The organism is Rhizobium sp. 768_B6_N1_8 (genome assembly GCF_051811225.1).
Classification (GTDB): Bacteria; Pseudomonadota; Alphaproteobacteria; order Rhizobiales; family Rhizobiaceae; genus Rhizobium.
Genome location: NZ_JBPWPV010000001.1, coordinates 2,534,891 through 2,552,583, shown reverse-complemented (window position 1 = coordinate 2,552,583; position 17,693 = coordinate 2,534,891). Strand labels below are relative to the sequence as shown.

The following is a 17,693-nucleotide window of genomic DNA, read 5'->3' as shown; positions in this document are numbered from 1 at the left end:
TGCATTTTGAAATCAGTTGAGTTGTTGCATAACTGATCCTATGATGCAACTGGTTTTTCTCATGGAGTCGGATATGAATATCGAAATACGGTCGGGCTGCCCGATCAATCTGACGATGGAGGTGTTGGGCGATCGATGGAGCCTCGTCATCATCAGGGATATCATGTTCGGCAATCGCCGTCACTTTCGCGAGTTGCTGACGCAGTCGGAGGAGGGTATCGCCTCCAATATCCTGGCGGCACGTCTCAAGCGGCTGATGTCCTATGGGCTGATCACCAAGCTCGACGATCCCTCCCACAGCCAGAAATCCATCTACAGCCTGACGGAGGCCTCCATCCAGCTCGTGCCGATGTTTGCGATGATCGGCGCCTGGGGGCGCAGGCACCTACCGGTCAGCGAGGATCTCAGCATCCGCGCGGAGTTGCTGGAGGAGGGTGGGCAGCCGCTCTGGGACGAGTTCATGGAGGATCTCAGGAGGATCCATATCGAGGACCCGATCGGTGGGGCGAATGGATCAGTCAAATCGCCGGTTCTGGCGCGACTGACGGCGGCCTTTCTGGAGGTGCGCGCCAAGATGAATGCGGCAGGATAGGTTTCCGTCCACCGAGGTTCAGGATGATTTTGCCGGCCAAGTGGACAGCGCATGGTCGGCAACGGCATTCAGCATGTCGCGGCTGAAGCCGGCTTTGGCCTGTACCGCCATGCCGTGGGTCATCGCCATCACGAATGCCGCAAGGGCTTCCGTGTTCACCGTTTCCGGCAAATCGCCTTCCGCCTTCGCCCGCTCGAAGCGCTCATGAAGCTGTGCCTGGCCAGCGGCGCGGAAGTCGATCAGCGCCTGTCGCACGGGTTCGGTTTCATCCGATCCCGCCACCGCGCCATTGATGCCGAGACAGCCCGTATGATTGGGAAAACGCGTATTGAGATCGACCGCATTGTAGAGGATGTGGGCTGCGACCTGGCGCGACGTGGGGAGCTTGAGCGCTTCCGGAAGATAATCCAGATATCGCTCGGAATAGCGATCCAGCGCGCGCCGGAAGAGCGCTTCCTTGTTGCCGAAGGCGGAATAGAGGGCGGGTCTTTCGACGCCGGCAGCCTCTGTCAGGTCAGCGTAGGACGCTCCCTCGTAGCCCTTGCGCCAGAAAACGCATAGCGCCGCATCGAGCACTTTCTCCATGTCAAATTCGCGATGGCGTCCCATCAGATCAACTCGGCCAATTTCATAATGATCGTTATTAAACCACTTGACAGGCTTTGTCTACATTTCATACCAATCGTTACCGTAACGGTCGTTACGGAAAAAACTACTCTGCCTGCCGATAGGGGCGGGTGGTGCTTTGACGGGTAGAAAGGACACTCATGTCTGAGATTTTGAAGGGAAAGGTCGCGCTCGTGACCGGTGGGTCGCGCGGGCTTGGTGCTGCGGCAGCTGAAGCGCTGGCGGCGCAGGGCGCGGATGTTGCGATCAGCTATGTGGCTTCTGCCGCCAAGGCGGAAGCGATGGTGGAAAGGCTGCGGGCCAGGGGTGTGCGGGCTCTGGCGATCCAGAGTGACCAGGCCGACATGACGGCGGCCAAGCCGTTGATCGACAAGGTGATCGCTTATTTCGGCAAGCTCGATATCCTCGTCAACAATGCGGCAATCGCTGTGCAGGGCAAGACAGTCGATGATCCCGAGCTCGATGTGGTCAACCTCGATCGCCAGTGGCAAATCAATGTGTTGGGCGCGGTGGCGGCCACGCGGGCGGCGGCACCTGTCTTGTCTGATGGCGGCCGGATCATCTTCATCGGCTCGCTGTTCGGCACGCGCGTGCCGTTTCCCGGCGTTGCCGATTATGCCGGTACGAAGGCTGCCCTCATCGGCTATGCGAAAGGCGTCGCGCGCGATCTCGGCGGCCGCAACATCACCGTCAATGTCGTCCAGCCCGGCGTGATGCCGACCGACATGTCTGCCGAAGTGCTGGGAGACAGCGTGCCTGACGCGCTTCTGGACCTGCATCCTATCAGGCGCATTGCGACGCTCGAGGAAGTCTCGGCGCTCATCTGCCATCTGGCGGGGCAGCATGGGGGGTACATGACCGGCGGCGTCATCGATGTGGCTGGCGGCCTTGGAATCTGACGACAAGAGGTAGGTTGCGCCTGCGGAACTGAAAGACGTCCCGCAGGCGCAAGTTCGGCTCAGGCTGCGAGAGCGCTGTAATCCATCGCGTCGAGATCGGCGATCAGGCCCGGTCCAACAGGCTTCCAGCCGAGGATGCGGCGGGTCTTTTCGCTGGAGGCGGGGAAGTCCAGGCCGGCGAACATGCCCATCCAGCCGAAATGCTCGGACGCCTTGTCCGGCGCGATGGAGACGACGGGCAGTTTCAGGCCGCGGCCCAGCGCCTCGGCGATCTCGCGCATTGAGACACCTTCCTCATCGACGGCATTGTAGCGGGCGCCGGGTTCAGCACGTTCGATGGCCAGCCGGTAGAGCAGGGCGACATCCAGCAGGTGGCCGGCGGGGAAGCGGTTGCGACCTTCGCCGACATAGGCGGAGGCGCCCTTTGCCCTCGATATTTCGATGAGTGGCGAGACGAGGCCCTGCTTGAACGTGTTGTGGACCTGGGGAAGGCGCATGACAGACACGTTGACGCCGGCATCCAGAAGTGCGTTGCCGGCAAGTTCGGAAGCGATGCGCGGGTTGGGATGCTCGATATTGAAGACATCCTCGCTCGCGAGCTCTCCGAGGTGTGCATTGCCGATGCCGGTGCCTGATGTGATGAGCAGCGGGCGGTTCGAGCCCTTGAGAGCCTCGCCCATTGCGGCAATGACGCGGCTGTCCTTCTGGCAATTCTCGACGAAACGCGAAAAATCATGGTCGAAGGCCGTATGAATGACGGCGTCGGCCTTTTCGGCGCCGCTGCGGACGCTTTCAGGCTCTTCCAGCGACCCCTTGTGAACTTCGACGCCTGCCTCTTCGAGCGCTTTTGCGCCGGCGTCCGAGCGGGCCATGCCGATGACATGATGGCCCGCTTTCAGGAGTTCGGGGACGATGGCCGAGCCGATGAAGCCGGTGGCGCCGGTGAGGAAAATGCGCATGGGTATCTCCTTGTTTCAAAGCATGCCGCTGCACGCTTTAAGTCCTTGTTTTTTCGTATGTCGTTATCGCAAAACCGCTTCACACTTTTGCGCGACAGGCTTTACAGACCCCAATATTGCGCTATGTTTTATGCTGTTAAAGTAGTGACGTTATCCTATTATAATTGCTAACAGGGACAGTATGAGCACCGACGGCAACCCCCTTGGCACCTTCCTTCGCGACCGCCGCTCGCGCCTCGATCCGGCCGTGTTCGGATTCTCGGGCCGCCGGCGCACGCCGGGCTTGCGACGCGAGGAGGTGGCGCAGCGCGCCAATATCAGCCCCACATGGTACACGTGGCTGGAGCAGGGGCGCGGCGGCGCACCGTCGTCCGATGTTCTCAACCGGATCGCAAACGGGCTGATGCTGACCGAACCGGAGCGCGAGCATCTCTTCATGCTCGGCCTCGGCCGCCCGCCCGAGGTTCGCTACCGCGCCGTCGAAGGCATCAGCCCGCGCCTGCAGCGTCTTCTCGATACGTTTGAAGTCAGCCCGGCGCTGGTGCGCACCGCGGCCTGGGACATCGTTGCCTGGAACCGCGCGGCCACCATTGTCATGACCGATTACGGCAAGCTCGCACCTGAGGACAGGAATGTCCTGCGTATGCTGTTCTGCAACCCTGGTGTCCGGAACGTCCAGCATGACTGGGAAACAGTGGCCCGCTTCGTCGTCGGCGCCTTCCGGGCGGATGCGGCGCGCGCAGGGGCTACTTCGGAGATTGCCGAACTGGTCGAGGAACTCTGCCTCGCCAGCCAGGAGTTCAAAGCGATCTGGCAGGAGAACGAGGTGATCGCCCATGGCGAAGGCACCAAGCGGCTGAGACATCCTGTTCTCGGCGATATCGAGCTGGAATATTCGGGCTTTGCCATCGACGGCAGGCCCGATCTCAACATGGTCGTCTACAATCCTATCGATCCCGATGTGGTCGAGCGTATTCGCAGGCTGGTACGGGAGAAGAACGGCCGTCCCTGACCGAGGCGCAGCGGTTTCAGGAATTATTCCTGCGCAGCGTGAACACCGTCAGTTCCGAGGGCCGGCCCAGCCTGAGCGCAAAGCCGGGCCAGAGCGCGGTGCCGTTGTTGACATAGAGCTGCATGCCGCCGACCTGGTAGTGGCCGGAGACGAAGCCGCCGTTGGCGCGGGCGACCAGCCGGTCGAGGCCGAGGATCATGCCGCCGTGGGTATGGCCTGACAGCTGCAGGGCAATGCCGGATTTGGCCGTCTCGGCTGCCATTCTTGGCTGATGGTCGAGAAGAATGATCGGGGCTTCGGCCGGAGCGTCTTTCAAGGCCGCGGCAAGATCGGGATTGGGCATCGATCTGCCGAAGGCCGCAAGATCCGTCACGCCGGCAATGACGATGCGGCCCGCCTCGCGCTCGATGACGGCGTGCTCATTCATCAGCATGCGCATGCCAAGACTGGCGTCGTGCTGCATCCAATCGTCGTAGCCGAAATAATATTCGTGATTGCCGGGGATGGCGAAGATGCCATCGGGCGCCTCGAGTTTCGCCAGGGGGGCGACATCCGCACGGCGTTTTTCGAGGCGGCCGTCGATGAAATCGCCCGTCACGACGATCAGGTCGGTTTTCAGATCATTGGCCTTCTTCACGAGCGCTTCGGCCCAGGACGCCGGAAAGAGGCGGCTGAGATGCAGGTCGGTCAATTGCAACAGGCGGTAGCCGTCGAAGGCGTCGGGAAGATCCCGGATTGCTATCTCGACATTCTTCACGGGTGGAATGCGCACGGCTCCAGCGACGCCGAATGCGGCCAGGGCTAAGGCCGCGAGCCCGATAATATAGCGCACCTCAGGGGGCACGGCCGGAAATTGTCCCTCGACGAAAGCAAGGACAAGCGAGACGGCATCGAGCGCGATCTGGAAGACGGCCAGCAGGAGCGTCGCACCGAAGAGGAAATTCAGCACGATAATCAGCGGGCGCGGATATTCGGGCGCGAAGACGGAGCCTGACGAGATACGGTTCAGCAGCACCTGCTGGGAGGCGACCAGGAGCACGCCGGCAAGCAGGGCCTTGGCAGGCCATATCCACGGCAGGGGCAGGATGAAGCGGAGGAGGACCACCAGCCAGGGAAGCCCGAGAATGAAATGGAACATTAAATAGGCCTGTGATTATCGATGCTTATCGGAGGGAATGAAGAGACTGAATCTGGTGTCTCTGGCGTCATGCGCAAGGGGCTCGTTGTTCTTCATGTCCACCAGCCCGACGCCGGTCCCATGAGCGAGTGCTCAGCCTGCCTTCTGCGCCTCAGTGAACAACCAGCCGATCACGGTTTCCCGCGCAGGAGATTTCCGGTAGCGGGGCCAGACAAGGTAGATGTCCGAAGGGCCGCGCAGCCTGGCTTCGAAGACACGCACCAGCCGGCCCTTGGCCAGATCGTCGGTGACGAAGCCGCCATTGGCGAGAACGATGCCCTGTCCGGCAATTGCCGCCTCGATGGCGTGCGAGGTCTGCGAAAAGCTGATGCCCTTGAAGGAGGGGCTGCGGCTGTTGGTGAGATGGCGCTCGACGAATTCCGGCCAGAGATTGTGGGCATCGTGCAGCAGCGGATAGGCCGCAAGCTCCTCGGCCGTGCGCGGTGCATCCCGGCCGGCAAGCAGCAGCGGGCTGCAGACGGCAATGACCTCCTGCTCGAACAGGAGTTCGGCATTCAGGCCTGGCCCGAAGGGCGGGTGGCCATAGCGGACGGCGAGGTCGACACCATCGACCACGAAATTCGAGATGCGCTCGGTCGCCAGAATATGCAGATCGAGATCGGGGTGCAGAGCGGTGAAGTCGGGCAGGCGCGGGATCAGCCATTTGGATGCAAAGGTCGGCGTCGTGCTGATGGTGAGCTTGATCGCCTGTGGCTTCAGCTCGTCTGTTGCGCGGGCGATGATCTCGAAGGCGCGCCTTATATCGGCGATGTAGCGCCGGCCCTCGGCCGTCAGCGCCAGCGTGCGGGGAAGCCGCTCGAACAGGGCCATGCCGAGCTGCGCTTCGAGCCCGCGAACCTGCTGGGCGACGGCGCCCTGCGTGACGCCGAGCTCTTCGGCGGCGAGCCTGAAGTTCAGGTGGCGCGCCGCGACTTCGAAGGCTCTCAGGCCATTGAGGGAGGGAAGCTTTCCCGGGATATCGCTCATCGAGTAGTTTTTCTACTGCCATAAAAGAGGAGAACTGTTTCGCGCTCGCGTGGCGGAGATGGTATAGTGCGTGCAGACATCGATCAATCGACGATATCACTTCAGGAGGGCACCGAAATGTCAGTAGAAAAAGTGGCTGTTATCACCGCAGGCGGCAGCGGCATGGGGGCCGAAAGCGCGAGACGCCTTGCGTCCGATGGATACAAGGTTGCAATCCTGTCTTCCTCCGGCAAGGGCGAGGCGCTGGCCAAGGAGCTCGGCGGTGTCGGGGTGACCGGTTCCAACCAGTCGAACGACGATCTGAAGCGGCTGGTCGATGCGGCGATGCAGGCCTGGGGCCGTATCGACGTTCTCGTCAACAGCGCCGGACATGGACCGCGCGCAGCGCTGAATGAGATCACCGACGAGCAGTGGCATACGGGCATGGACGTCTACCTGATGAACGTCATCCGCCCGGTGCGGCTGGTGACGCCGATCATGCAGGCGCAGAAGAAGGGCGCGATCGTCAATATCTCCACGGCCTGGGTCTTCGAGCCGTCGACGATGTTCCCGACCTCGGCGGTCTTCCGCGCCGGCCTTGCCGCCTATACCAAGCTCTTTGCGGATACCTATGCGGCCGAGAACATCCGCATGAACAATGTGCTGCCCGGCTGGATCGACAGCCTGCCTGCGACCGAAGAGCGGCGCGAGACCGTGCCGATGCAGCGCTATGGCACGAGCGCCGAAGTGGCGGCGACCATTGCGTTTCTGGTGTCCGATGGGGCGGGGTATATTACCGGCCAGAGCCTGAAGGTCGATGGCGGGTTGATGCGGTCTGTTTGAGCGGCAGGGATGGGTTGCTGAGGCGGGCCGTGGCCCACGTTCTTCTCGGATAAGCTCTACACAAGGTGTTTTCTCGATAAGAGAGAACACCTTTTGATTGTGCGCCGAGGGGGATTGGATTTGGCAAACATGATTGGCCCAGCAGACCTGATCGATTTTCATTCCGGTCTTAAGGCGTCGGACCTCAAGAACTGGAAACACGTGCCTGCGTCGGCTGTCGTTCAGCCGACGGCGGAAATGAGCTGATCTCGAGGCTCGCGCTGCGGTTTGTGCGAATGCCGCTGCGGATGGCAAGCGGACGTAGAAGCAAAGATTGGAAGGACGTGAAGGACGATGAGCATGAACACAAACGATGTCGCCACCCATTGGGAAAGCAATGCGGAGACTTGGACGATCTATAGTCGTGCTGGTTACGACAAATATCGCGACGCACTTAACACGCCCGCCTTTCTGGACATGTTACCCCCGATCGCAGGTCTGACGGGACTTGATCTCGGTTGTGGTGAAGGCACCAATACCCGCGCAGTAGCCCAACTTGGTGCCCGCATGACCGGGGTGGACATCGCACCTACCTTCATTCGCTATGCCCGCCAAACGGAGGCACAGGACCCACTCGGTATCGACTACGTGGTTGGCGACGGCCAGAGCCTTGACTTTCCGGAAGGGAATTTTGATTTCGTCACCGCCTTTATGTCGCTGATGGACATGGCTGACCAGCAAAAAGTTTTGGGGAGCCTTCACCGCATTCTGAAGCCCGGTGGGTTCTTGCAGTTTTCGATTCTGCATCCATGTTTCGTTCCGCCGACCCGCCGCAATATCCGCGATGAGAGCGGCTCTGCAGTTGCCGTTCAGGTTGCCGACTATTTCGATGAGACCGACGGGCGCATCGAGCGCTGGCTGTTTTCCGAGATTCCAGCTGAAGAGCGTGCAGCGCTGACACCCTTTTCGGTGCCGCGTTTCCATCGCACGCTGACAAGCTGGGTATCCATGATCGTCGGTGCCGGCTTCATAATCGAGGCGTTTGGCGAACCAATGGCATCGCCGGAAGTCGCCCTTGCCGAACCTGTAGTAGCCGATACCCGCGTTGCGCCAATCTTCCTACACATCCGAGCACGCAAACCGTGAAAGCTCGTTGATGGCTCGGATATTCGATCTCCGTCATTTCTTGGTTATGCCGAAACCTGTGAGCCGGATGCTCCCCACTTCCGGCTCATCTGGATAGATGTCGGCGTTATGCGGCGCTTTATGGTTCGACCGCTGACAGGAATCAGATGCTCGATCCACCAATATCTCTGCCGGCTGCAGCAACGCGCTGAGATATTGAACAGCGACGGCACCTATTCGCCTGAGATGTTCAAATAGGTGCCGACAGTTCTTTTGGGTCAACAGGGCGAATATTAGCGCCGCCGTTCTGTCATGTGGCCTCCTTGATCACCGTCTCCCATTGCCACGACGGTACGCCGCTCAAAGCCGGCCGCTGCCAATGGCTTCCGTCTGTGGCGGCTGATAGTCGAGGGCAGGGGCAGCTTGAACTATTCGGCTCTGCGCTTATTGTCAGGCGGTGGACATTGCGCCCATGCCCGCGACGATCGAGAAGGCCCGAAGCCATGCAGAAGTTCACTGTGTCCATCACGCGAGAGATCGAGGCCGATACCGCCGAGGAGGCCGCGCTTCTCGTCTATCAGGAGCTTGCCAAGGACGCGGCACCGCTTCGCTATCTGGTCGCGGACGAGACGAAGAGGACGAGAACTGTGACACTCGATCGGGCTAAGGCGGACGAATTCGCCGCTGTCGATCATACTGCCGATCCCGGCAACTGGTAGGCGGTGGCTGACAGGTCAGCCCCCATTCGCAACGGATCAGGGCCGCCGGCAGGTCAGGATGAAACGGCGGTAGACCAGGGTTCTAAGCTTGTTTCTGAGGTTGGCATTCTTCCTCTGCGCCCGGGCGATCGGGGCATGGGAGTGCAGTTCGATGCCTGTAAAGCCCGCCGATGTCAGAAGCGGCAGCAGCATGTCGGGACGCAGGCCGGAGCCGAAGGGCAGGGCTGACATGATGCGGGCGCGGCGGGTGCTGAGCGCGCCGTCATAGTTGCTGTCTGCACCGATGAGGCGGTCGACACATGTTATCAGCAGGCTGGCGATGCGGCCGGTCGGTTTCGGGCTTGCCCAGTCGCCGTCGAAGACGAGCAGCAGGCCGCCTGGTTTGAGGATGCGGAACCATTCGGCAAAACTTTCCTGCGGCCGGGTCAGCGTCCAGACCAGGTGGCGGCAGATGATCGCGTCGTAGTGTGCATCCGGCTCCAGGGTGTTTTCGGCGTCCGCCAAGATGAAGCGCAGGCGCTCCTTGCCGGCGTGTTTGGCGCGGGCAACCTTCAGCATCGCTTCGGAGAAATCGAGCGCGGTGACGTCATGGCCGAGATCGTGGATCAGGCGGGTCACTTCGCCAGTGCCGCAGGCAAGTTCCAGCACGCGCTTGGGCTCAGGGCCGAGGGCATCGCGGATCGGCTTCTGCCAGGCATCGGCCTCCGGGCCGGGGGCGATCTTGTGGCCGAAGGCGAGGTCGAAGGTTTCCGAACGTTTCGACCAGTAGTCGCGGATCTCTTCCTTCAGATCGAAATTTACGCCATCCATCTCTCAGCCCATCCGATACTGGATATGTGTGCGGCCATGCACGGCCGATCTTTCGATATGGGCGCGCACGCCGAAGACGCGGGCGATCAAGGCTTCGGTGAGCACCTCCTCGGGCGTGCCTGCGGCCACGACCTCGCCCTTCTGCAGCACGGCCAGATGATCGCAGAACATCGCCGCCAGATTGAGATCGTGGAGCGCGATGATGGAGGTGAGGCCGAGTTTGGCGACCAGCGCCAGGATATCGAGCTGGTGCTGGATATCGAGATGGTTGGTCGGTTCGTCGAGCAGGAGTTCGCTTGGCGTCTGGGCGAGCGCTCTGGCGATATGCACGCGCTGGCGTTCGCCGCCTGACAGTGTCTGCCACAGCTGGCCGGCGCGCTCGCCCATGTCGACGCGGGCGAGCGCTTCCGCAACGGCGGCATCGTCATCGGGTCCCCAGGAGGAGATGAGGCCGCGATGCGGCGTGCGGCCGAGGCGGACGATATCGCGCACGGTGAGCTGCGTGTCGGTCGTCGACTGCTGTTCGACGAAGGCGATGCGGCGGGCAAGGGCAGCGCGTGAGGCCGGAGACATCGTCGTCGCCAAGGCGGATGATGCCGCTTTTGACCTGCCGCAGCCGGCAGATCAGGCGCAGCAGGCTCGATTTGCCGGAGCCGTTCGGCCCGAGCAGGCCGAGCACCTTGCCCCTTTCGACCGATATGCTGATGCCATTGACGATGATGGTATTGCCGGCGGCATAGGTGACCTTGTCGACTGATATGCTCATGCGCTTCTCCGCACGCGATAGAGGATGATGGCGAAGGCCGGTGCGCCGAAGAGCGCGGTGACGACGCCGATAGGCAGGATCTGCTGGGGAATGATGATGCGCGAGACGATGTCGGCGCCGACCATGAAGATCGCTCCGCCAAGCGCAGTCGCCGGCAGCAGGCGGCCATGCGCGGGGCCGACGAGGAAGCGGGCGGCATGGGGAATGACGAGACCGACGAAGCCGATGGAACCGACCATGCTGACCACGCCTGCCGTCATCGCCGCTGTCACGCCGAGCAGGGTGAACTGCACGCGGCGCACGGCGATGCCGAGGGAGGCTGCGGCATCCGTGCCGAAGGCGAAGGCATCGAGCGCGCGCGCATGGGCAAGACAGACGACGAAGCCTGTCAGCGCGATCGGCACGGAGAGATAGACATCCGGCCAGCGCACGCCACTGAGCGACCCTAAGAGCCAGAAGAGTACGCCGCGCGCCTGTTCGGCATTGGCCGAGGTGGTGACGATATAGGAGGTCAGCGCGTTGAAGAGCTGCGAGCCCGCCACGCCGCAGAGAATGATGCGCTCGCTGGTGCCGCCCGCGCCCGCCGCCAGAATGCCGACCAGAAGAAAGGCGATGACGGCGCCGATGAAGGCGCCGCCGGAGAGGCCGAGCACGCCATAGCCGAGGCCTAAGATCATGACGCAGACGGCGCCGGTGGAGGCGCCGGCGGAAATGCCGAGCACATAAGGTTCGGCGAGCGGATTGCGCAGCAGGGCCTGCAGCACCACGCCGCAAAGCGCGAGCGACGCCCCGGCGCTTGCCGCCACCAGCGCGCGGCTGAGGCGGTAATCCCAGACAATGCCCTGGTGGATGCGGCTGAGTTCGAATGCCGTGCCGAACAGGCGGTTGGAAACCGCCTTTGCCGTGGTGGCGAGCGGGATCGATATCTCGCCGATCGATACGGCGAGGCTGACCATCAGGCCGAGCAGGAGGAAGGCGGCGATGGTGAGCGCGGCAAGCGCCCACCATTTCCTCTGTGGCAAGGCAGCCTGGCTCACTGCGCCAGACCGGAGGCGGCGATGCCCTTTGCCAGGATTTCGATGCCGTCGATCGTGCGGATCGTCGGGTTCATCGACTGCGCGTCCATCATGATGAAGCGCTTGTTTTTGACGGCATCGAGCTCCCTTGTGACCGGATCGTTTTCCAGGAAATCCACCTTCACCTTGGGATCGTCGGCGGCATAGCGGCGGCGGTCCATGGTGGCGATGACGATGACGGCGGGATTGGCCTGCGCAATCGTTTCCCAGCCGACGAGGGGCCATTCCTCTTCAGTCGTCACGACGTTCTTTGCGCCGAGCGTCTTCAGGATATAGGCCGGCGCGCTGTTCTTGCCGGCGATGAAGGCATCGCCTTTCACCTCCTTGCTGGAGAACCAGAAGACGACGGGCAGGTTCTTGGCTGCCGCGCCTGAAACGGAGGCAACGGCCGCGGCCTCGCGCTTCTTCAGGTCGGCGATCAGTTTATCGCCCCGGTCCTTCACGTCGAAGATTTCGGAGAGTTCGGCGATTTCCTGATAGATCAGGTCCATCGTGAACAGCTCCTTGCGCACGCCGTCTCCGCCATCGGTGTTGATCTTGGCGACGCAATCGGCCGGCGCGATATAGGTGTTGATGCCGAGGTCTTTGAATTGCTCGCGCTTGCCGACGGAGCCTTGGGCGCCGACATGCCATTCGAATTCGGCAGCCACCAGATCGGGCTCGGCACCGACGACGGATTCGAAGCTCGGGTCGTTGTCGGCCAGGCGTCTGATCTTGCTGTTGGCCTCGGCATATTGCGGCAGGACCGGGCCGACCCAGACGGCGGTGCCGGCGATCTTGTCGGCAAGGCCGAGCGAGAGGAGCACTTCGGTCATGCCCTGGCCGATCGAAACGATCTTGGCCGGTGCCTTCTCGAAGGTGACTTGCTGGCCGCAATTGCTGAGGGTGAGGGGATATTGGGTGGCGGCGAAGGCGGGTGCTGCAAGGTCGGCCAGGCAAAGGCTGGCGAGCCCGAACGCAAGGGAAAAGCCTGGAATAATCTGGCGCATTGGAAACTCTCGATCGGAAGGAAAAGGGCCAGCAGACGCCGGCGCGCGCAGATGCGTGAGCCAAACGTGGAGGAGGGCTAGCGGCGGGTGGTCCAATCGGGACGGATCGCGTGCGGCAAGCGGCAGGAAATAAGGTCAATCATATCTGCTCCTTGTCCAGGCATCCCCGCCTGGCTGATTGGATTGCGATTGACGGCAGGTCTCCTGGCTCGCGGATGTCAGCCGGTCATCTGCCTTCCCGCGCTTGCGCGCAGTGGCACTTGGAGTGACCAGCTCGCCGGTGATGTCCTGGAATGAACGACGAGGCATTCATTCCGGATATAACCGGCAATCCGCTTACAGTTGCGGGGGCAGCCACGGTCTTGGTCCCTTTTGGGTCGTCCGCACCGTGTTCCCTATTAATCCCCTCGAAGTTCTCCTCGGGGAACCGTCTCCCCCGACTTAGGACGTCACCATGGGCAACGTCAAGCAGGGCCAGCGAGAAGTATTGTTTGCGGAGGGAAGGCTGTCGTTTCGCAAATCCGGAATGACAGAAATTTTACCTCATGCTAATGTAGAATCCGCTGATGGGTGGAGGAGCAACCATGAGTATTTTCGACGGTTTAGGCGGTGTTCTCTCTGATGTGCTTGCCGGCAGGCAGGTCGATTACGTCGCGGTTGCAACCAGAATATTCGACAATGCCGGAGGGCTGCAGGGCATCGTTTCCCAGCTCAATTCGGCGGGCCTCGGCGAGCAGGTCTCATCCTGGATCGGCACCGGCCACAATCTTCCCGTATCGGCGGAACAGATCCAGGCGGCCTTGTCGTCCGATCAGCTGCGCGATCTCGCCGCCAAGTTCGGCGTCAATGCCGATGATGTGTCCAAGCTGCTTGCCGAGCATCTGCCGAAAGCCGTCGATGCGGCAACGCCCAATGGAACCGTTTCATAGGCTTCAAAGACTTGGGGTCTCAAAGATTTGGGGCCCCAAAGACGTGCATGCCGTGAACTGCCCCCAACACGAGGATATCCCATGATTGCGAGATTGCTTGTGCCCGCTTCCGCCGGAGCGTTGATTGCCGCCGCCTTCTTCGTTTCTCCGGCCTCCGCGCTGACCATGAAGGAATGCAGCGCCAAATATCAGACGGCCAAGGCCGATGGTTCGGCCAAGGACATGAAGTGGAACGACTTCCGGGCGAAGTTCTGTGGCGCGGATGCGGCCGCCGAAGATGCTGCCGATGACAAGGCAGTGGCCGCAACGACGGACAAGGAGCCCGCAAAGCCGACGGTCAAGGCCCCCAAGGGCGTGACCATGCCGAAGGCGATCGACAAGAAATACGCCAGCGAAACGCCTGCCAAGGGCCGGCTGCATACCTGCGTCGACAGCTATCATGCCAACAAGGATGCCGGCACGCTCAACGATCTGAAATGGATCCAGAAGGGCGGCGGCTATTGGAGCCTTTGCAATACGGCATTGAAGGCCGGTAGCTGAGGTTTAGGCTGGCGAGGGCGGGGCGCATGGCTATTGCGCTCCTACCTCTGCCACATCCTCTCGATCCGTCAGGATGCGGTCGATCAGCCCCCATTCCAGGGCCTCTTCAGCCCTCATGAAGCGGTCCCGATCCATCGCCTGCTCGAACTCTTCATAGGATCGCCCGCAATGCTCGGCATAGAGGCTGGTCATGAGCTGCTTCGTCTTCCTGATTTCCTCGGCATGAATGAGCATATCGGACGCCTGGCCCTGGAAGCCGCCGAGGGGCTGGTGGATGAGGATGCTGGCATTCGGAAGGGCATATCGCTCTCCCGGCTGGCCGGCCATCAGCAGGAAGGAGCCCATCGAGCGGGCCGTTCCCATGCAGAGCGTGTGCACCGGCGCGCGGATGAAACGCATCGTGTCGTACATGGCAAAACCGCTGGTCACGACGCCGCCCGGCGAATTGATGTAGAGGTTGATCGGCTTCTTGGGATTTTCTGCCTCCAGGAACAGAAGCTGGGCGCAGACGAGGGCGGACACGCCGTCGTTGATCTCGCCGTTCAGAAAGATGATCCGCTCACGCAAGAGGCGGGAATAGATGTCGAAAGATCGCTCCCCTCGGGAGGATTGTTCGACGACCATGGGGACGAGTTGCATCGCTTCGCGCATCGGCGAACTCCAATCTTTCAGAATTGATAAGCGGGAAGGCCTGCCGCGTCAGGCGGCGAGCATCATAGTCTGGCTGTTGCTGTTGGCGACCGATCTCGTGAGACGCTCGAAAGTGGCATCAGTCAGCTCGTGGACAATCCGCAGGCTGGTTCCGCCGGATGCATTCGCGGCGATCGTGAAGGTGACGGTGCTTTCGAGATAGGGTGGGGCATCGTCGCGCAATCGGTAGCGGATTTCCTTGCCCGGCGTCTCCGCGAGCGATTGCGGATCGACAAGCGCTTCCTTCGGCAGCCATTTCTCCCGGAATTCCGCAATGCTGATCGCCCGCCAGACCTTTTCCGGCGGCGCATCCAGCTCGTATCTCTGTTCGAAGCCGGTTTGTTGCTTGGTCTGTATCTCGGTCTTCACCTCGTTCATTGGTCCATATCCTTCAGCAAGAGCTTGAGAGCATCGATGCGGGCTGGCCAGTAGGCGCGATATTTCGCCAGCCATTGGGCGATGAGGGTGAGCCCCTCGGGATCGACCTCGTAATTCACGAAACGGCCCTCCCTCTGTTCGCGCACAAGCCGTGCCGAACGCAGCACGGCGAGATGCTGGGACATGGCCGGCTGGCTGATATCCATGCCCTGGCGAAGCGCGCTGGCATTCATGCTGCCGTTCGCCAGCTTCTCGAAGATCGTGCGGCGGGTCGGGTCGGCGAGCGCGCGAAAAATGTCGTGTTCCATCATGACAACACATAAGCATACACTTATGAGATTCGCAAGTGTGTCGTATGGGCAGGTCACTCCGCCCGGTGCAGCTTCTGCCGGGCTACATCCAGAATCTCATCGGCCATCTCTTCATCGGTCACAATACGCGCCAGCGTCAGCGCGCCGACCAGCATGGCGAAGGCGGCCATTCCCTTGCGGCGGCTGGCCTTGGTACCGGCGGGGCCGGAGCTGAAGACGGAGAACATGTCCTCGATCACTTTGGTGGCCGCTTCTCGCGCCTCCGGGCCGGAGCGGGCGAGCTCGCTGCCGAGGGAGGAGATGGGGCAGGAGGGCACGGCCTTGCCGCCGGCCCGGGTGGCTTCGATATAGGCGTTGACGACATCGTCGAAGCTGGCCTCGTCGCGCACTTTGCGCATGCTTCCGGCGACCTGATCTCCAGCCTTTTCCAGCGCTTCGGCGACCAGATGATCCTTGCTTTCGAAGTGGCGGTAGAAGCCGCCCGGCGTCAGGCCGGCAGCGGCCATGATGTCGGCGACGCTTGCTTCAGCAACGCCCGAACGCCTGATCTCGTCGGCTGCGGTGGCGACGATGGTCTGGCGCGTCCTTGCCGCCTCCTCGTTTGATTTTCGCATTTCCGGTCTCCAGCACCTTGACAATTTAGATTGTATCCAACATCTAATTAGATGTCACTCGTAATCTAAATTTCAAGGGCGGGCGATTTGTAACGGGCGAGCCTTGTGGTTCGCTCCGGCGCAATCCTGCGCCCTTTTCACAACTGGAGAAGACCATGTCCAAGACCTATCTCGTGACCGGAGCCACAGGCAAAACCGGCAAGCATACGACCCGCATCCTCCTGGAAAAGGGCCACAAGGTGCGTGCGCTCGTGCATCGGGAAGATGCGCGTTCTCAAGCACTCGCCGAGGCGGGGGCGGAGGTCGTGGTCGGGGACCTCACCGACCACGATGCCGTCATCAGCGCGGTCGCGGGCGTGAATGCCGCCTATCTCTGCTATCCGATCCGCCCGGATCTCATCGATGTGACGGCCTATTTTGCCGATGCCGCACGGCGGGCAAAACTGGAGCTCATAGTCAACATGTCGCAGATTTCGGCGCGCGAGGTGGCGAAAAGCCATGCTGCCCGCAACCATTGGGTCGCCGAGCGCGTACTGGACTGGTCGGGTGTGCCGACCGCCCATATCCGCCCGACCTTCTTCTCCGAATGGCTGACATTCCCCTGGGTGAGCGACGTCATTGCCAATGAGGGCGTGATCGAGCTGCCCTATGGCGAGGGGAGGCATGCGCCTGTTGCTGGCGAGGACCAGGCGCGGCTGATTGCGGCCATGCTGGAAAACCCGGCCGAACACGCCGGCAAGATCTATCCGCTGTTCGGTCCGGTGGAGCTCAGCGAGGCGGAGATCGCCGCAAGGATGAGCGAAGTGCTCGGCCGCAAGATCGGCTACCGGCCGGCGACTGACGAAGCCTATACGGCGCGCCTGAAGAGTTTCGGCCTTGACGATTTCATCATCCAGCACTTCCTGTGCATTGCCGAGGACTGCCGCAACGGCGTCTTTGCGGGGACCAACAACGTCATCGAGCAATTCACGGGAACGCCGCCAATGACGGTGGAGGCTTTCGTCGAGCAAAATCGCGCCGCCTTCGATCGCGCTTAACTCGGGCAACCGGCTGGCCTCAAGGCCCAGATGGAACTGGCGCATCTGACCGACGTGGATGCGTGTAGCGGGATTTCGACGGATGGGGCGACCTTGCTTCCGTCCCATCCGTCACCATTCAATCCGGCTGCCTGAGCCGCTATGATCCGTCGTCCGGTCATGAATGTCGCATTGAGCTTTGCGCGAGATGCCGCTATCACGGATTCGATGCTGAGGTAGGGGCCTCGCGGCGCAGGGGAACGATGCAACATCGTCTGGACAGGATCGAGCAATGGCTGGTGCGCATTCTGTGCGCCATCGCGCTCGTCTTCGTCGGTCTTGCGCATCAGGTTCCAGCAGCTGCCGAAGATGCTCTGAGCCCTGCGGCGCTTGCCCAATATGTGCTGCCCGACGGCACGCTTCCAACGCTCTGCGTCACCGTTGTCGACGACCACGGCAAGGAGCATGGCAAGATTGCGCATCTCAATCCGTGCGAAGCCTGCCGTATCGGCGCTTCCGTCGTGCTGCCGCAGCCTGCCGATATCACCGGTGCGCGCATCGGCTTTACGTTCAAGGTGGAGCTGCCGCGCCGCGTCGAGGCCTTCCATCGCGAGCTCTTTCCGCCGAATACCGGGCCGCGCGCCCCGCCTGCAAATCCGATCCTTGCCTGAACCCG

At 61.6% G+C, this 17,693-nt stretch carries 21 protein-coding genes, 1 pseudogene and 1 riboswitch; of the genes and pseudogenes, 10 read left to right on the top strand and 12 right to left on the bottom strand.

Features of this window, described 5'->3' with window-relative positions; translation table 11 throughout:
- Window positions 1-73 precede the first annotated feature (73 nt).
- On the top strand, window positions 74-592 hold the full coding sequence (locus tag AB8B33_RS13195; RefSeq protein ID WP_113321379.1) for a winged helix-turn-helix transcriptional regulator: 519 nt from the start codon (window positions 74-76) through the stop codon (window positions 590-592).
- Between the two features lie 18 nt (window positions 593-610).
- On the opposite strand, the gene AB8B33_RS13190 is transcribed toward AB8B33_RS13195, so the two are convergent.
- The gene (locus tag AB8B33_RS13190) at window positions 611-1,201 is read right to left on the bottom strand and encodes a TetR/AcrR family transcriptional regulator (RefSeq protein ID WP_439015719.1); all 591 of its coding nucleotides are present in this window, start codon (window positions 1,199-1,201) and stop codon (window positions 611-613) included.
- Between the two features lie 158 nt (window positions 1,202-1,359).
- Between AB8B33_RS13190 and AB8B33_RS13185 the strand changes: the two genes are divergently transcribed.
- On the top strand, window positions 1,360-2,118 hold the full coding sequence (locus AB8B33_RS13185) for an SDR family NAD(P)-dependent oxidoreductase (protein WP_439015718.1): 759 nt from the start codon (window positions 1,360-1,362) through the stop codon (window positions 2,116-2,118).
- A gap of 59 nt (window positions 2,119-2,177) precedes the next feature.
- On the opposite strand, the gene AB8B33_RS13180 is transcribed toward AB8B33_RS13185, so the two are convergent.
- On the bottom strand, window positions 2,178-3,077 hold the full coding sequence (locus AB8B33_RS13180; RefSeq protein ID WP_439015717.1) for an SDR family oxidoreductase: 900 nt from the start codon (window positions 3,075-3,077) through the stop codon (window positions 2,178-2,180).
- 181 nt (window positions 3,078-3,258) lie between these two features.
- Here AB8B33_RS13180 and AB8B33_RS13175 point away from each other — a divergent pair, with 181 nt between their 5' ends.
- Window positions 3,259-4,089 carry a helix-turn-helix transcriptional regulator gene (locus tag AB8B33_RS13175; RefSeq protein WP_439015716.1) on the top strand — a complete coding sequence of 277 codons (831 nt, stop codon included), beginning with the start codon at window positions 3,259-3,261 and terminating at the stop codon, window positions 4,087-4,089.
- 16 nt (window positions 4,090-4,105) lie between these two features.
- Here the strand turns inward: AB8B33_RS13175 and AB8B33_RS13170 are convergent, their stop codons facing one another.
- Together AB8B33_RS13170 and gcvA are read right to left on the bottom strand one after the other, a co-directional pair.
- On the bottom strand, window positions 4,106-5,227 hold the full coding sequence (locus AB8B33_RS13170; protein WP_439015715.1) for a metallophosphoesterase: 1,122 nt from the start codon (window positions 5,225-5,227) through the stop codon (window positions 4,106-4,108).
- A 132-nt stretch (window positions 5,228-5,359) separates the two neighbouring features.
- Entirely contained in the window at window positions 5,360-6,253 is an 894-nt protein-coding gene (gene gcvA, locus AB8B33_RS13165; RefSeq protein WP_439015714.1) for a transcriptional regulator GcvA, read from the bottom strand.
- A 117-nt stretch (window positions 6,254-6,370) separates the two neighbouring features.
- On the opposite strand from gcvA, the gene AB8B33_RS13160 reads away from it, so the two are divergent.
- The 3 genes from AB8B33_RS13160 to AB8B33_RS13150 all read left to right on the top strand — a co-directional run bounded on the left by AB8B33_RS13160 (window position 6,371) and on the right by AB8B33_RS13150 (window position 8,898).
- The gene (locus AB8B33_RS13160) at window positions 6,371-7,075 is read left to right on the top strand and encodes an SDR family oxidoreductase (protein WP_439015713.1); all 705 of its coding nucleotides are present in this window, start codon (window positions 6,371-6,373) and stop codon (window positions 7,073-7,075) included.
- 339 nt (window positions 7,076-7,414) lie between these two features.
- A complete protein-coding gene (locus AB8B33_RS13155; RefSeq protein WP_439015712.1) occupies window positions 7,415-8,200 on the top strand; it encodes a class I SAM-dependent methyltransferase in 786 nt (261 codons plus the stop codon).
- Between the two features lie 482 nt (window positions 8,201-8,682).
- Window positions 8,683-8,898, top strand: a complete 216-nt coding sequence (locus tag AB8B33_RS13150; RefSeq protein WP_310387183.1) for a hypothetical protein — start codon at window positions 8,683-8,685, stop codon at window positions 8,896-8,898.
- Window positions 8,899-8,934: 36 nt separating this feature from the next.
- Here AB8B33_RS13150 and AB8B33_RS13145 read toward each other — a convergent pair whose 3' ends face one another.
- The 4 genes and pseudogenes from AB8B33_RS13145 to AB8B33_RS13130 all read right to left on the bottom strand — a co-directional run bounded on the left by AB8B33_RS13145 (window position 8,935) and on the right by AB8B33_RS13130 (window position 12,539).
- Complete coding sequence (locus tag AB8B33_RS13145) at window positions 8,935-9,708, bottom strand: class I SAM-dependent methyltransferase (RefSeq protein ID WP_439015711.1); 774 nt, start codon at window positions 9,706-9,708, stop codon at window positions 8,935-8,937.
- 3 nt (window positions 9,709-9,711) lie between these two features.
- Window positions 9,712-10,474: pseudogene (locus tag AB8B33_RS13140) on the bottom strand (ABC transporter ATP-binding protein).
- Window positions 10,471-11,496, bottom strand: coding sequence for a FecCD family ABC transporter permease (locus AB8B33_RS13135; RefSeq protein ID WP_439015710.1), 1,026 nt, complete (start codon window positions 11,494-11,496; stop codon window positions 10,471-10,473). Before AB8B33_RS13135 ends, AB8B33_RS13140 begins: the two are co-directional and overlap by 4 nt.
- 11 nt (window positions 11,497-11,507) lie before the next feature.
- Window positions 11,508-12,539 carry an ABC transporter substrate-binding protein gene (locus AB8B33_RS13130; protein WP_439015709.1) on the bottom strand — a complete coding sequence of 344 codons (1,032 nt, stop codon included), beginning with the start codon at window positions 12,537-12,539 and terminating at the stop codon, window positions 11,508-11,510.
- Window positions 12,540-12,716: 177 nt separating this feature from the next.
- Window positions 12,717-12,986, bottom strand: a riboswitch (cobalamin riboswitch).
- 137 nt (window positions 12,987-13,123) lie between these two features.
- Between AB8B33_RS13130 and AB8B33_RS13125 the strand changes: the two genes are divergently transcribed.
- Both AB8B33_RS13125 and AB8B33_RS13120 read left to right on the top strand, forming a co-directional pair.
- Complete coding sequence (locus AB8B33_RS13125; RefSeq protein WP_439015707.1) at window positions 13,124-13,468, top strand: YidB family protein; 345 nt, start codon at window positions 13,124-13,126, stop codon at window positions 13,466-13,468.
- An 81-nt stretch (window positions 13,469-13,549) separates the two neighbouring features.
- Window positions 13,550-14,008, top strand: coding sequence for a hypothetical protein (locus AB8B33_RS13120; RefSeq protein WP_113321362.1), 459 nt, complete (start codon window positions 13,550-13,552; stop codon window positions 14,006-14,008).
- A gap of 30 nt (window positions 14,009-14,038) precedes the next feature.
- On the opposite strand, the gene AB8B33_RS13115 is transcribed toward AB8B33_RS13120, so the two are convergent.
- From AB8B33_RS13115 to AB8B33_RS13100, 4 genes are read right to left on the bottom strand one after another with little or no spacing between them, the layout of a single operon-like run.
- Window positions 14,039-14,659, bottom strand: a complete 621-nt coding sequence (locus AB8B33_RS13115) for an ATP-dependent Clp protease proteolytic subunit (protein ID WP_113321363.1) — start codon at window positions 14,657-14,659, stop codon at window positions 14,039-14,041.
- Window positions 14,660-14,707: 48 nt separating this feature from the next.
- Window positions 14,708-15,076: a hypothetical protein gene (locus AB8B33_RS13110; RefSeq protein WP_113321364.1), complete on the bottom strand. Its 369-nt coding sequence runs from the start codon at window positions 15,074-15,076 to the stop codon at window positions 14,708-14,710.
- Window positions 15,073-15,387, bottom strand: coding sequence for an ArsR/SmtB family transcription factor (locus AB8B33_RS13105; RefSeq protein WP_439015706.1), 315 nt, complete (start codon window positions 15,385-15,387; stop codon window positions 15,073-15,075). Before AB8B33_RS13105 ends, AB8B33_RS13110 begins: the two co-directional genes overlap by 4 nt.
- A 53-nt stretch (window positions 15,388-15,440) precedes the next feature.
- Window positions 15,441-16,001 carry a TetR/AcrR family transcriptional regulator gene (locus AB8B33_RS13100; RefSeq protein WP_439015705.1) on the bottom strand — a complete coding sequence of 187 codons (561 nt, stop codon included), beginning with the start codon at window positions 15,999-16,001 and terminating at the stop codon, window positions 15,441-15,443.
- A 155-nt stretch (window positions 16,002-16,156) separates the two neighbouring features.
- Between AB8B33_RS13100 and AB8B33_RS13095 the strand changes: the two genes are divergently transcribed.
- Both AB8B33_RS13095 and AB8B33_RS13090 read left to right on the top strand, forming a co-directional pair.
- Window positions 16,157-17,038, top strand: a complete 882-nt coding sequence (locus AB8B33_RS13095; protein ID WP_439015704.1) for an NmrA family NAD(P)-binding protein — start codon at window positions 16,157-16,159, stop codon at window positions 17,036-17,038.
- 242 nt (window positions 17,039-17,280) lie between these two features.
- A complete protein-coding gene (locus AB8B33_RS13090) occupies window positions 17,281-17,688 on the top strand; it encodes a hypothetical protein (RefSeq protein WP_113321368.1) in 408 nt (135 codons plus the stop codon).
- Window positions 17,689-17,693 lie beyond the last annotated feature (5 nt).